The sequence below is a fragment of the Hymenobacter perfusus genome (assembly GCF_003944765.1).
In the GTDB taxonomy this organism is placed as follows: Bacteria; Bacteroidota; Bacteroidia; order Cytophagales; family Hymenobacteraceae; genus Hymenobacter; species Hymenobacter perfusus.
Genome location: NZ_RWIU01000001.1, coordinates 385,962 through 400,090, shown reverse-complemented (window position 1 = coordinate 400,090; position 14,129 = coordinate 385,962). Strand labels below are relative to the sequence as shown.

Genomic DNA, 14,129 nt, shown 5'->3' with positions numbered 1-14,129 from the left:
CGGCCTGACTTGATAGCAGTAGCAGAACTGCCGATTACAGCCTGGCGGCAACCGGCGAAATGGGCAAAAGGCGGCCAAGCTCCTTGAAACCGCGTAATTTTGTGGCTCCGCTTTTCCCGTCTCCTATGAAAACTATTTTTCGCCGTACCCTTTGGGTCGGTTTAGTGCTGAGTTTGATGGTATCGGTTGCCCAAGCAGCCAAGGGTCCGCGCAAAACCAAAAAAGATCAGGTCGTTACTATTAGCACGCCGCAGGGCACCATCCGGTTGGTGCTGTTCGAGGTGACGCCTTTACACAAAGCCAATTTCCTGAAGCTGGCCGCCAGTGGGTTTTATAATGGCACTACATTTCACCGCGTCATTCCCGGCTTTATGATTCAGGGCGGCGACCCAAATTCCAAGGATGATGACCCCGGTAACGACGGGGCCGGCACGGCCGATGCCCAACTGATTCCGGCCGAAATTCGTCCGGAGCTGAGCCATAAGCGCGGGGCAGTGGCTGCCGCCCGCACCCCCGATTTTGTGAATCCGCAGCGTCAGAGCAGCCCCTCGCAGTTTTACATCGTGCAGAACCCGCAGGGTACGCCCCACCTTGACGGGCAGTACACCGTGTTCGGGCAGGTTATCAGCGGCCAGGACGTGGTGGACCAGATTGCCCGGCAGGCCGTAGCCGAGCGCAACCGCCCCGTCACGGATATTAAAATGACCGTGACGGTGGATAAGCTCAAAAAGAAGAAAATCACGGAGCTTTACGGCTACCAGTACTAAGCCGTCATGAAGATTCTCGTAACAGGTTCCAATGGCTTGCTGGGTCAGAAGCTTATTGCGTTGCTGCAGCAGCAGGCTGGGGTAGAAGTGGTTGCTACTTCTCGCGGAGCTAATAAAATGGCCGCCCTGTACCCGGAAGTGCGGTTTGTTGCGTTGGATGTCGCCAATCGGGAGCAGGTGCAGCAGGTACTGCAGCAGGAAAAGCCCTCTCATCTGCTGCACACGGCCGCCATGACCAACGTGGATGAATGTGAGCTCCAGCAGGCGGAATGCTGGCAGCAAAACGTGACAGCCGTTCAATATCTGGTGGAGGCCTGTGAGCAACAGCACATCCATTTGCTGCACCTAAGCACTGATTTCGTATTCAGCGGTATCGAAGGGCCGCTTCGGGAAGATGCGGAGCCCGCACCGGTGAATTTTTACGGACAGAGCAAGCTGGCGGCCGAGCAACTGGTGCAACACTGCCAGACTCCCTGGGCAATTCTGCGCACGGTGCTGGTGTACGGCGTTGCCCACGAGTACGGTCGCACCAATATTGTGCTTTGGGTGCGCGACTCGCTGCAGGCCGGCAAGCCCATCAACGTAGTAAACGACCAGTTCCGGACACCTACACTGGCCGAAGACTTGGCGCAGGGTTGCTGGCTGGCCGCCCGTCATAACGCTACCGGAATCTACCACCTCAGTGGCCGGGAACTGTATACGCCGTACCAAATGGCCATGCAGGTAGCTGCTTTTTTTGGCCTTAATGTGGCCCTGATTACTCCCGTTGATGCCAGTACTTTTTCGCAGCCGGCAAAGCGTCCGTTGCGTACCGGCTTTGTTATCAGTAAGGCTGAAGGTGACCTGGGCTATTACCCGAGGTCCTTCGCAGAAGGCATTGCGCTGGTAGCGGTTCAGGCTATGGAAGCACTCTAGCCGAAGTCCTAATCAGGAACGGTTATAACGCAAAAAACCCGTAGACAACGCCCACGGGATTTTCACACACCTATTGCAACAACCTTACAGTGACGAAGCATGCTGCGAGCAGCCGCAGGATCTTCGTACTGAAATTATTTTTTCTTAAAAATCGTCGGATGGCGTTACCAGCCCGACAAGTAAACCGCCAATCAAGAAGGCACTGCCACTATTTAGAGCAGCCAGGCCTAAGTCGTATGACACCGATTCTCCATCAATCGTCAGATACCCCGGAGCTTTACCCGCCGCCTGACGGGCGAATTCCAACTGCAGACGCAGCGCAATTTCCTGACGACGCTTGGCGAGATAGGTTCTCATGAGTATGGGTGACAAAGCGAGTTAGCTGAAACCCTCAGCCCTGTTGCGCTTGCCGTTCCATATGACAATATTATAGCATATAAGAGCTCGTGTAAAGGACACTTCTTGTGTTAGTGTGACTATATTGATTTTGCTATAAAACAGTATTATTTCTATTGTATTTAATGAATATTGCTGTTTTCCTATTGAAATAGAGGGGATTATTACTCATGAACTCCGCCGATGATCGGAAATGAATGGCAATAAAATGCTGATTTGTGACATCAGATGGTGCTCATTTTCGCCGGGCGAGCAGCTGTAAACTCAAAATAGTGAGCAATAAAGCCAGACCGGGCCAGGCCAGCAGCCACCAGTCGGTGGGAGACTGGCGGATACCGGCCAGTAACCGACCCCAGCTGGGTACTTCAGGTGGGAGGCCCACGCCCAAAAAAGAAAGCGTCGTCTCAAACCCGATAAGCATGGCCACCGTGAGAGGAAACCGGGTGAGCAGAACCTGCCACGTATTGGGCCAGATGTGACGTCGGATAATCTGAGTAGCTGGCAAGCCCGCCGCTTCGGCTGCTTCGGCGTACGGCAGGGCTTTTACCCGCAAAGTGGCCGCTCGCATCAGTCGGGCGGGCGTAGTCCAGCAGGTGAGGCTAAGCAATAGTAACAAGCCACTCAGGGAAGGTCGCTGCACTGCGGCCGCAATCAGCACCAGTACCAGCAAGGGTAGCGAATCAAGCAGCGAAATCATTCCCATCACCAGCGTGTCAACGGGAACAGGCACACCCCGCCAGCCTCGGAATACCTGACGGCCTCCCAGCCAGAGCAGCATGGCCAGACAAGGCAGCAGCAGGAGTTGTGCAACCAGCCAGCGCGGCCCGATAATTACGCTCGAAACCAGTGGAAGCAGAATGCTTAGCAACAGTTGAGGAGAAGCCTGCCAGCGGGTATTCTGCAGAAACCCTGCTAGGCTGCCCATTACAGCCCCTAACAAAAAAGTAAGCAACGTGGCGGGTACACTTACTACCACCACCGTACGGGCACCTTGTAATAACGCCTGCCCTACATCCAGGCCCTGCGCGTTGGTACCCAGCCAGTGGCGTGCATTCAGGAATGGCGGTTGGCTGAGTTGAGCGAAATCGGGGGGGGAGGAAGCTCCGGGAGCCAGTAGAGCGGCCAGGCACACCAGCGTCAGCCAGCCCACCGCCAGCCACCAATGCCTGGGCTGCTGGGTAGATAATGCGGCAACTCTCATTGGGACAATCGGATGCGAGGGTCTGCCATTTGGTACAGCATATCGGCCAGGGCCTGGGCCAGCAGGCGTACCAGCGCCGTCAGACCGGCGGCACCTACCAGCACGGGATAATCCTGAGTAGCGGCGGCCTCAGCCAGCAACCGGCCCATACCGGGCAAGGCAAACAGTACTTCTACTACAACCGAACCGGCTACGAGGCTGGGCAGCAGCTCGGTAAGTAGGGTAATGGATGGCAGCAGTGCATTGCGCAGCGCGTGCTGGCGTACCGCCCGCGAGCGGGAAGCTCCTTTCGCGCGGGCGGTTACGATATACTTCTGGCTTAGTTCCTGCTGCAATGCCCCATCCAGCTGGATAGTCAAGGCCGGTAAGCTCACCAGCACCAGGCTGAGCACCGGTAGCGTGAGGTGGTATAGCAAATAGCCGGGCTGCTGTAGCCAGTTTATTTCCGTTTCTGCATCGCCCAGCCCAAAAGCCGGAAACCAGGCTACTACATCGGGGTTGGCCAGGAGTAATAACAGGCAGACCGCAAGCAGAAATAAGGGGATGCTTTGTAATGCGTGCAGCACAGCAAGTACTAAGCTGCGGGCAGTTGGCCGGCAACTAACCCACAGGGCCAGATGAACGGCCAGCAGTAAGCTGAAGCCGGCGGCCAGCAACGTGAGCGGCAACGTATAGCGTAAAGCCCGGCCTAACAGGTGCATCACGGGCGCGTCTTCCTGATAAGAATATCCCAGACTGCCCTGTGCCAACTGGAGCAACCACTGATGGTACTGATTGTGGCTGCCATGCCACTGCCAGCCAGCGGCAGGCTGCCAGGCAAGGTAGAATAGTGGCCTATCCAGATTATAGCGGTGTAGTAGCTGCTGCGTAAGCGCCAGTTGCTCGGGCAAGCCGCTCACCCGGGCATTGCCTTCCAGCGTGCCCTGAATCAGGGTGGCTTTATCGGTAGCCGCCCGGGTGGCCAGAAATAGGGTAGATAGGGTAAGCCAGGTTAGCAAAATACCTCGCAACCCCTGACGTAGCGCGCGCCTGATCATGGGCGCTTAGCGGGTGCTAACCGGCCGAATACGCGCTGCCGCATAGCCGGGCCTAATACCGGTAACCGGCAGTTTGCCCAGCCGCTTGGCGGCGGCAATGCGGTAAGGCAGGAAGTACAAAACCGTGAATGGACGCTCCTGCTGGAGGAAGCGCTGAAATTTCCGCAACAGCTTTCTTTTCCGGGTCGGATCTTCGGTAGTGGCAATCTGCTCGATAAGCTGGTCGCTCAGCGTATTGGAGAAACCGGACGTATTGCTGGCCCCGATACCACGCGAATGCAGCAGGGGCGTAAAATCGTACGAAAAGGGGTTGCCGGTGAGAGTGCGCAATGTCAAATCGGTGGCACCGGCCCGCACCTGACGGGTGAGCAACGACTGCTCAGTAGGGTACAGCTCCACGGGAATTCCCAGCGTTGCCGCCGCCGCCCGAAATTGCAGTCCAATGGTTTCAAAAGCCGATTCTCCGGCGCGGTAATGCAGCCGTAGCTGTAACGGCTCACGAGAATTCTGGCGGGTAGACCGGAGCCAGCCACCGGCTTGTTGCTGCTGCCAGCCCGCCTCTCGCAAGAGGGCCGCCGCCCGCCGGGAGTCAAACCGGGGCAACGGCAGACTATCATAATAATACTGCCGGATACGGGGGCTGATAAGGCCGGCACTTAGCCGGGCAGTTCCCTGCTGCGTGGCCCTGTTCAACGTCGGCGCATCAAACAGGTAACTCAGAGCTTGGCGGGTAAGTGCATCCCGCAGCACGGCTTGGCGCACGTTAAAGCTGACAGCCAGGCAATCATAGGAATCCGTGGAGGAAAACGTCAGGCTCTGCTGCGCCGCTGCTGATTTCTGCAAGCGGGCAAATTCGCCCGCCGGCATCATTGGGTACACATCCAATTCGCCCCGGCGTAAAGCCAGCGTTGCCGTCGTTGCATCCGGAATTATCTGGTAAATCAGCCGGGTTGGAAAGGCCTGAAGCTGGCGAGGTGGTACCGGAAGGGCATCAGCCCACCACTTGGACTTACGGGCAAGCACAAGAAAACGACCATTCTGCCAACTGCTGACGCGGTACGGCCCACAGCCAGGAAGCCGCTCTGGGTGCTTGGCCAACTGCAACGCCTGATACCGCTTAACAAAAGCCTGAACGACCGGAGTGGCTGCAGTTCGTGCCATGTGGGGCAACGGTATCGTACGCAACTCCCCCTCAGGGTCCAGAATGTGTTCCGGCAGAATAGAATAATCTCCAGAAGTCCGGACGTGGTCGGGAGACGCCCCCAGGCACACGAGCGTAAACTGCCGGGAGTCAGTGGGATGTAGTCTGATATCCCGCACAAAGCCAAACATAGCCTGGTCCATCTCAATGGGCAGCCCCGGACAGTTCATCACCTTCAGGGTGAAGGCGACATCCCGGGCCAGAATGGGCGTACCATTATCCCAGGCGGCTTCTGGCCGCAGCCGGTAGCTTACCAGCAGTGTATCGCCGTGCTGCTCAACTGCCGGAAACGACTCCGCCAGCCAAGGAACAAATTCCTGCGTGGAATCGTCGCCGCAAAGCAGGCTGCAATTCGTCAGGTTGGCCACTTCATAGGCGCTTGAGTTGTCCACCACAAGCGGATCCAGGTTTTCCGGGTCTCTGACCCAGTGGATGCGTACCGTGCCGGTATCTGTGTTTGCAGCGCGGGGGGAGCAGGAGTAAAACAAGCTCCCCCACAGCAGCACGATCAGACCAGAGAAGAGGTGCTTCATGAACGGGTAGTTGCGAAGGGCGTATGCCCGGGCAAGTTACCACGTTTTACAGGCCGGCAAAGGCCCTACCGGGGCTGACTAGTGATTATCGCCCCAGCCGCCGGCGCCGTGGATGGTAGTGGTAGTGCCGGTAGGAGGAGTAGGGGTAGTGGTGTCGGTGCTGTTGGAAGTGGGCTCAGAAGCGGTAAAAGTGAGGCTGCTGAGTTGAACGAGGACGATGGTGATGAGCTCTAGCATGGCTTGGAAGTATGTGTGTTTCAGGTTATTGAACAGCACAAAGGTGGGCTCCAAACCAGCCCGCGTAAAGGAAATACCCGCGCTAAACGTGACTACATATTGGTACAGATTGCGGGCCTAAACGGATAAATAATGCGGGGGTTAATGGGCTTGTATAGCGTGAAGGCTTGAAATAAGGCGCGACATTTTAAAGCAAATTGTGACATATAGCTTCCTAAAAGAGCCCATTTTTACAAATACAAAATTGCGACGATGGGCGGCATATATAAAAGGCATAGATGCGTTGCTTTGTGACATTGAAAATCACAGAATAATACCCATTATATTGCCACATTAGAGCCGAATAAAGACACTTATACCATGAATGAACTGGCAACCTTAGTGAGAATTGTGACAGATAGAAGATTGGCAGTGCTGCCGTTCCTGGATTTTTCGGATAAACGCTCCCTGAATAAAGACCTGCAGCTGGTCAAATTACTGGAACAGGATCAGGTAGTTACCCAAAATCAGCTAATAAAAAGCCTATATGGCAAAACAGATGCTAAGACGCAAACTACATTCCGTAAGCTCAAGTCCAGAGTACAGCAGAAGCTCCTGAATCACCTCTACTTTCTGGACCAGTCAGACCCCCGGCATATTGTATCCAGGCGTTATGACCTGTACTGTCTGGGGCTTCTGCACCAGGCTAAAATCCTGCTGGGCGAAGGGGAATACCCGCTGGCTGAGAAGCTGTTTCGCAAGTTTTATAAAGTATCGGCCGAGGCAGAATTTACAGCTTATAGCATAATGGGAGCCAAATCCTTACGTACCCTGTACATGGAGATGGGGCGGCCTGCCAAGTACAAATGGATATCCGGGGAGCTAAGTAAGATGCAAACCCGCATGCAGCTGGAAGATGAGGCAGAACAATTGTACTCGTCCATGAAGCTGGTTCTCAATCAGAAGGTCAGATCAAGGAAGTTTATGCTGACTCAACTGCCGGAATACGAGCACCGGCTGGAACAAATTCACAAAGAAGTTAAGAGCTACAGTACCTTCCATTTCCTGTATTCGGCCAAGCTGTTTAAGGAAGAGTTGGTAGGTAACTATCAGGAAATTATCAAGATAACTTCGAGTACGGAAAAGGCCCGCAAGCAGGGGAAAATCAACGAAAAACGGTTTGATAAGCGCTTCAACAACTACATGAGCGTATATGCGCACCTACAGTGTCGCAAAGCCAAACAGGGCTTAGCCTTGGCAGAAGAATACTTCAAGGATTTTCATCATTCCTCCGGTAACTGGTTTTACTTCCTGGAAACGTACCTGCTGCTGGCCGTACATGCCCAACAGTACGGTCAGGCGTTTGATTTGCTGTTGCAGGCCCGTAAAAACACGTACTACGGCAAGCAACGGGCCGCTGCCCAGCAGCGGTGGGAACTATATGAGGCGTATATCCAATTTGTCCGGCCGGAACAGTCTCCGCTCAAAATGCGCTATTTCAACCAGTTTGTCCAGAAAGTGCCGGATTACAGCCGCGACAAACAGGGCTACAACGTAGCCATTCTGATTCTGCAGTTCCTGTACTTTCTGCGGCGGCGCGACATTGAGGGACTGCTGGCACGGCTGGAAGGACTGCGTAAGTACGAGCAGCGCCACCTGCGCGACCCGGCTACCTTGCGCAGTCAGTTGTTTTTCAGGTTGTTGCTGATGACAGTGAAGGAGAATTTTGCGTTGGAGGTATGCGAGAAAAAAGGGGCACCTATTCTGGAAAAACTGCAGGCTGCTCCGCAACCCGGGCAGGCATACGGTGAAATCGAGATTATTCCGTACGAAGACCTGTGGGACCTGACACTGGGTATTCTGCGGCAGCTCAATACGGAACAAGTAGCACTGGACCAGGCAGAGCGCAACAGAATATAACAGGCCCTAATACCTGAAGGCCCGACAGTAGGTTTACTATCGGGCCTTCGGGCAGTGGTTAAGCGGCAGCTGGCTTTAGCGGCGTACCGCCGCTTTGGTAAGAGTGGCGCGGTGATGAGCCGCCGCAGCCGCTGAGGTGCGCGATACCATTGTTTTGGCTGGCGTAGCTTGGGCCGGCCTGGCTGCCTGAACAGGCACTGCCGGTGCAGCAACGGTGGCTACAGCAGTTGGAATAGCCGGAGCGGAGGCCAGTATGGCCGCTACTGCACTGGGCAGCGAGCCAGAAGCAGCCCCCAGATACCGCTGATACTGAGTCGACGTAAGCACGGTGCCTAGTTGCTGGGTATAGTCCTGCCCGATGGCCGTTAGCTTTTTTTGGAGCATGTCGGGGTCGTTGGCGTAGAGTTGGCGGACCTCGGCTTCCTGCGTCAGGCGGAGCTGGGTGAGGCGGCGGACGGGCAATTGGCGGGCATCATCGAGGGCAACAAACGCCGCCAGTTGGCGGGTAGCCGTCAGGGCCTCGGCTTTAAAAGCAGGCGAGACTTCCTGGGCCTGGGCTGGAGCAGAGAGGACAAGCAGGCAAAAGGTGCCCAGAAATAAAGTGCAAAGGAGTTTCATACGGCAGAGCAGATGAGAAGAGCAGCGGAAAGACAAAGTGCGTACTGCTTTCGAAGTTAGGTAATCAGTTTATAGCTCGGAAGCTATACAAGCCGAATCAGGACGAAACGTCGACCAAAAGGGAAACTAAACCTTTGAGCAGCTTCAGGGGAGAACAAGTACCGTGCGGCTCACGCAATGGCTGGCCGGGCAGGAATCGGGGCCGTTACCACGCAGGCTCATGCGCACGGCGTACTGGCCGGGCCGTCGGAACGCGTGCTGCGCCTGTCGGCCATTGGCGACGTAGCCGTCCCGAAAGTCCCAGAGGACAACGATATTTTGGCACAGCGGCAGCTGCGAATCCAGGGCATCGAAGGTGACGGGCTGACCTACGCGCACGGTATCTACGGCGCGGAAATCAAGCACAATTTCCTGCGTAAAGTCCACTGTAATCAGCTTTTCGGCGGTACGCACTTCGCCGGTGGCATCTTCCACCACATCCAGCTGCACGGTGTATTTGCGGCGTTGCTGGTAGCAGTGTTGCACGGAGGGACCGGTCAGCTGAGTGCCGTCGCCCATATTCCAGCGGAAAGTGAGCGGGCCGGCGGCAGGGTCAACGGCCCGGCTGGCATCCAGCTCCACGCACATTTCCATCACCCGGGGCAGCGGGCACGCTACGCTCAGGGTGTCGCCGGCGGTCTGGGCCTGGGCGGACAGGGCGGGCAGCAACAGGAAAAGGCAGAGGAAAAAACGCAAGCGGCAGTTGGAAAACCGGTGCAGTAGCCGGCGGATAAAACGAGGATTTAGAATTTGTTGAGCCGCTGAAATACCTCGCGCAGGTACGTCTGGCCGATGGGAATATGCTTGTTATCGAGGATGATGGTATTGTCTTCGATGGTTTGCACGCGCTTAAGGTTGACGATAAAGGAGCGGTGTACGCGCACGAACAGGGAAGCCGGAAATTTCTCTTCCACGGCCCGCATAGTGCTGTACACAATCAGCTTGCTCTGGCCGGTCACGATATGCACGTAGTCGCCCAGGGCCTCTACGTAGCGTACTTCGTCAAAGAGCACCTTCACCAGCCGGCTATCGACTTTTACAAAAGTGAACTGGGTGTTCTGCGGGACTTCGATGGCCTCGGTGGCCTGGCTGGTGCGGGCTTCCACGGCTGCCAGGGCCTTCTGGGCCGCCTGCAGAAACCGGGCGTAGCTGATTGGCTTTACCACATAGTCGAGCACATCATGCTCAAACGCTTCCACTGCGTAGTTTTTGCTGCTGGTGATGAGAATCACGAGGGGCGGGTCCTGCAACGTGCGCAGCAAGTCCAGCCCCGACATCAACGGCATTTCCACATCCAGAAACAGGAGGTCGATGGGCTGCTGGCGAAGTACTTCGGCGGCGGCAATGGCACTGTTGCAACTGGCAACGTGTGCCAGAAAGGGCGTATTGGCAATGCAGTTTTCAACGATTTGCAAGGCCAAGGAGTCATCATCAACAACCAGGCAACGCAGGGGGGCAGTGGGTTCGGCCATATCGGCAAAGGTACAGGCTGACTTGAAAAAACACAGCTATTTCTGTGGAGCTTCCGGCAGCCGCTCCCGCAGCAGTGGATACAAACTAAGCAACTGCTGCTGAATACTGGAGCAGGCTTCCGCAAGGCTACTATCGGCTATGGGCTGCCGGGCCTTTTGCTCCACAAAGTCGAGTTGTTCCGTCAGGCTGTCCACGCCAAAATAGGCTGCCTGCCCTTTGAGCTTGTGGGCCGTCTGGGCCAACTCCGGGCCGGGGGGCAGTTGCAGCAGCTGCACCGCCAGTTCCGGGGCCTGCGCCAGAAACGTACGAATGATCTGCTGCACAAACCCCTCGTTACCGCCCGCCAACTCCTCGAGCAGGCGCCAGTCGGGGCGGCTGGAGGAAAGAATGGGAGACACCTGGGAAGGCATTGCCGGGGCAGCAGCCGGTATAGCGTGCGGCACGGCGCGGCCGGTAAAATGGGCCAGGCGGGCATAGAGCACTGCCGGATCGAAGGGCTTGGCCAGCGTATCGTTCATGCCGGCTTCCAGGGCCAGCACCCGGTCTTCGGGCAGGGCCGAGGCCGTGAGGCCGATGAGGGGTAGTCGCGCCGCGTCGGGAAAGAGGCTGCGCAGCTGGCGGGCGGCCTCGTAGCCATCCATTTCGGGCATCTGTACGTCCAGCAGCACGGCGTCGAAGGCCTGCTGCTGCGCGGCTTCCACGGCTAGGCGGCCGTTGGCAGCAATGGTGACCTGCACGTTCCAGGCTTCCAGGGTTTTGCGGGCGACCAATTGGTTCAGGTCGTTGTCTTCGGCCACCAGCACGCGCAGGGCCGGCTCAAAGGGTGCCAGTGGGCCGGTCACTTCGGCCCGCACGGCAGCGGCATCAGTGGGCAGGCTGGGAATATCGAACCAGAAGGTGGAGCCCTGGCCTTCCCTGCTTTCCACCCACAGCCGGCCACCGTGCAGCTGCACCAGGTTGCGGGCAATGCTCAGGCCCAGGCCGGTGCCGCCATACTGCCGGGTGGTGCTGGCGTTGGCCTGGGAAAAATCCTCGAAAATGGCGTCCAGCTTATCGGCCGGAATACCGATACCGGTGTCCTGCACCCCGAAACGGAGTGTTTCAGCCCCAGTTTCAGCTGTTGGCACTACCGTCAGCCGCAACGTGATACCGCCCCGGGTGGTGAATTTCACAGCATTGCCCACCAGATTCACCAGCACCTGGTTCAGGCGCACGGCGTCGCCGAGGATGGCGGCGGGTACGGCCGGGGCAATTTCGGTGCGGAAGTAGAGGCCCTTGGCTTCGGTGGCAAACCGGAACATACGGGCCACCCTCTCCATCAATTCGGGTAGCCGCAACGGCGCTTGTTCCAGGGTGAGTTTGCCGGCCTCCATCTTGGAGGAGTCCAGAATATCGTTGATGATGACCAGCAGGTTGTTCGACGACGACTGAATGGCTTCCAGAAACTCGCCTTGCTCGGGGTTGATGGGGGTGTTGCGCAGCAGGTGAGTCAGGCCGATAACCGCATTCATGGGCGTGCGAATCTCGTGACTCATGTTGGCCAGAAACTGTGCCTTAGCCCGGCGGGAAGCTTCCGCCGCATCCCGGGCCACCACCAAATCGGCGTTAATTTGCTCGGTGGCGGCTTTCTGCTGCCGCAGTTCCGTGGTTCGCTCGCGCACGGTGGTTTCCAGCTGCAATTTCTGGCGGCGCAGGGTGGCAGTGCGGGCCCGGGTGAAGGCGTAGGCCAGGCTCAGGGCCGCCGCCGCCGCCAGGGCCGCAAACCACCACGTGCGCCAGAACGGGGTGGCAATGCGGAAGCCGCTAGTAACCGGGGCCGACCAGGTGCCATACTTCCCCGAACGGGCCCGTACCTCAAATACATACTGGCCGGCATCCAGGCGCGGAAACTGGGCTTCCCCCACGGCTGCGGGCCTGCTCCATTCCTCCTGGTATCCGCGCAGGCGGTATTGGTACTGCATGCCCGCCCGCCCTGGCAACAAGCTGATGCCCCGAAACCAGAACGACACCCGATGCTGAGTGGCCGATAGTTCGCCGAGTTGCCGGGGCGGGCGGGAGGCTCCATCCACTTCGCTGAATAGCAAAGCTGGCCGAGGCGCAGTAGTGCTGGGCAATAGGTCCGGTTCGTCAGTTCGCAGGCGCAGCAAGCCGGTGCGGGTTAACACCCAGATGCAATAGTCACCCCAGTCCACAGCTGCCTGGGGCAGCAGGTCGCGTACCAGCGGGTTATCGGGGAGCGTGGCCGCCGTAAAGTGCTGACTGGAATCGGCAAAGCTGATGGCATTGCGGTGTACGGCCACCAGTTGCTCCCGCCGGGCATCATACCTGTAGCCGCCGTGGTAGCTTGTTCCCCAACGTACGGGTAGCAAAGCGTAACAATACGGTGAAACCAAGCCCTGTGGGGTGCTATACTGCTGAAATCTGCCGTTGAAGTAACTGAGTACGCCCGCGCCTTCCGTGCCAATCCAGACCCGACCTGCGTCATCGGTAACCAGCGCCGATACATCAATGCCGCCTTTGGGGAAACGGTGATACTGGAAACGGCCATTGCGCCACACGGCTAAACCAGTGTCATGGGTGCCAATCCAGACGCCGCCGGCCGTATCGGCCGTGAGGGCATAAATGGTGTTGTGTAGTAGTCCGTTGGCTGTGGTGAAGTGCTGTGCCGGCTGAGTAGTGTCCGCTGGCAGGCGGTACGCACCATCCAGGGCGGTGCCTACCCATAAGTCGCCGTTCGGGTGCTGAGTAAGCGCCGTAATAGCCAGATCAGGGGGTAGCCGCCGGGTTGGATTTGCCTTTATTGCTTTTGGGGCTGGTATCGGAATCTGCCAGAGGCCGTGGCCGGCGGTGCCCACCCAAATAGCACGAGCTGGCGGCGTCGGGTAACGCTTTGTGAATATGGATAAAGAACGGCCGTCGGGTGTGCTTAAGATTACGCTGGGAGCATACTGCAAACGGTTTTCGGTCCAGGTGATTGGGGATGACTTGCCTGAGCGGAGTCTCAGCCCGAAGAGCTGGGCCTCGGCGTTTCCGGCAATTGCTCGGCCTCCGCTAGTCAATGCCGTGATATGGCCTGTTGCAGAAATGGGGTAGAAAGTCACGTGCCGGTCCGACCAGCGCCACAGGCCCTGCCCGGCGGTGCCAATCCAGAGGTTGTGCTCCTGATCCAGCACTACGCATTGTGGCACAGTGCCAGGCGGTAGCAGGTGATGCAAGCCAAAAGACGGCTCAAAACCGGGTGGTTCAGCGTAGGAATAAGGCGGCTTCCCGTATTCCCGGAATGCCGTGTCCGGCGGCATAATACCGGTGTGCGGGCGTAACGGGGCGTTTTTGGCTGCCGCTGCTACTGGTTGAAATCGTTGCCCGTTCAGGAAAGACAAACCGCCCTGGTAATGGCCTACCCACAACCGGCCGGTGCGCGGATGCACATATAGTCTGGTTACGAAGTCCTCAGCCAGCCCTTCGCGGGTGGTGAACGTCTGGAACGTAGTGCCATCAAACCGCACCAGGCCCTCGGCAGTACCAATCCAGAGGTAGCCGGCTTTATCCTGCGCTAAGGCGTAAATGAACGGCTGCGACAACCCTTCGGCGGCCCCGAACTGCTTCAGAAACTGCCGCTGGGGCAGGGGCTGAGCAGCGGCGAGGTGCGTGAACAGACAGAACAGGAGCAGCAGACGGCGTATCACAACGGGCAAGATACGGGAGTGGCCCGGCTGTTGCGGATTTCCTCGTTGGAAGCTGGTTGGGAGACGTTCAGTTGGGTTTTTAGCCCGCAGAGGATAGCGCAGAATGCGCAGAATCGTTCAACGGACT

General features: G+C 57.4%; 12 protein-coding genes. 3 read left to right on the top strand and 9 right to left on the bottom strand.

What is annotated here, in order from left to right; all coding sequences use genetic code 11:
- Window positions 1–125 precede the first annotated feature (125 nt).
- Both EI293_RS01685 and EI293_RS01680 read left to right on the top strand, forming a co-directional pair.
- Window positions 126–767, top strand: coding sequence for a peptidylprolyl isomerase (locus EI293_RS01685; RefSeq protein ID WP_125435109.1), 642 nt, complete (start codon window positions 126–128; stop codon window positions 765–767).
- Between the two features lie 6 nt (window positions 768–773).
- Window positions 774–1,682: an SDR family oxidoreductase gene (locus EI293_RS01680; RefSeq protein WP_125435107.1), complete on the top strand. Its 909-nt coding sequence runs from the start codon at window positions 774–776 to the stop codon at window positions 1,680–1,682.
- 144 nt (window positions 1,683–1,826) lie between these two features.
- On the opposite strand, the gene EI293_RS01675 is transcribed toward EI293_RS01680, so the two are convergent.
- The 5 genes from EI293_RS01675 to EI293_RS22005 all read right to left on the bottom strand — a co-directional run bounded on the left by EI293_RS01675 (window position 1,827) and on the right by EI293_RS22005 (window position 6,287).
- Complete coding sequence (locus tag EI293_RS01675) at window positions 1,827–2,039, bottom strand: hypothetical protein (RefSeq protein WP_125435105.1); 213 nt, start codon at window positions 2,037–2,039, stop codon at window positions 1,827–1,829.
- 274 nt (window positions 2,040–2,313) lie between these two features.
- Complete coding sequence (locus EI293_RS01670) at window positions 2,314–3,279, bottom strand: ABC transporter permease (RefSeq protein ID WP_125435103.1); 966 nt, start codon at window positions 3,277–3,279, stop codon at window positions 2,314–2,316.
- Complete coding sequence (locus tag EI293_RS01665; RefSeq protein WP_170170198.1) at window positions 3,276–4,277, bottom strand: ABC transporter permease; 1,002 nt, start codon at window positions 4,275–4,277, stop codon at window positions 3,276–3,278. Before EI293_RS01665 ends, EI293_RS01670 begins: the two co-directional genes overlap by 4 nt.
- Before the next feature lie 45 nt (window positions 4,278–4,322).
- Complete coding sequence (locus EI293_RS01660) at window positions 4,323–6,050, bottom strand: ABC transporter substrate-binding protein (protein ID WP_125435099.1); 1,728 nt, start codon at window positions 6,048–6,050, stop codon at window positions 4,323–4,325.
- Window positions 6,051–6,128: 78 nt separating this feature from the next.
- A complete protein-coding gene (locus EI293_RS22005) occupies window positions 6,129–6,287 on the bottom strand; it encodes a hypothetical protein (protein WP_170170197.1) in 159 nt (52 codons plus the stop codon).
- 390 nt (window positions 6,288–6,677) lie between these two features.
- Between EI293_RS22005 and EI293_RS01655 the strand changes: the two genes are divergently transcribed.
- Window positions 6,678–8,186 carry a hypothetical protein gene (locus EI293_RS01655; protein ID WP_125435097.1) on the top strand — a complete coding sequence of 503 codons (1,509 nt, stop codon included), beginning with the start codon at window positions 6,678–6,680 and terminating at the stop codon, window positions 8,184–8,186.
- Window positions 8,187–8,261: 75 nt separating this feature from the next.
- On the opposite strand, the gene EI293_RS01650 is transcribed toward EI293_RS01655, so the two are convergent.
- The 4 genes from EI293_RS01650 to EI293_RS01635 all read right to left on the bottom strand — a co-directional run bounded on the left by EI293_RS01650 (window position 8,262) and on the right by EI293_RS01635 (window position 14,002).
- Window positions 8,262–8,804 carry a hypothetical protein gene (locus tag EI293_RS01650; protein ID WP_125435095.1) on the bottom strand — a complete coding sequence of 181 codons (543 nt, stop codon included), beginning with the start codon at window positions 8,802–8,804 and terminating at the stop codon, window positions 8,262–8,264.
- A 144-nt stretch (window positions 8,805–8,948) separates the two neighbouring features.
- Window positions 8,949–9,539 carry a PKD domain-containing protein gene (locus EI293_RS01645; RefSeq protein WP_125435093.1) on the bottom strand — a complete coding sequence of 197 codons (591 nt, stop codon included), beginning with the start codon at window positions 9,537–9,539 and terminating at the stop codon, window positions 8,949–8,951.
- A gap of 47 nt (window positions 9,540–9,586) precedes the next feature.
- Window positions 9,587–10,315: a LytR/AlgR family response regulator transcription factor gene (locus EI293_RS01640; RefSeq protein ID WP_125435091.1), complete on the bottom strand. Its 729-nt coding sequence runs from the start codon at window positions 10,313–10,315 to the stop codon at window positions 9,587–9,589.
- A gap of 36 nt (window positions 10,316–10,351) precedes the next feature.
- Window positions 10,352–14,002, bottom strand: a complete 3,651-nt coding sequence (locus EI293_RS01635; RefSeq protein ID WP_125435089.1) for a hybrid sensor histidine kinase/response regulator — start codon at window positions 14,000–14,002, stop codon at window positions 10,352–10,354.
- Window positions 14,003–14,129 lie beyond the last annotated feature (127 nt).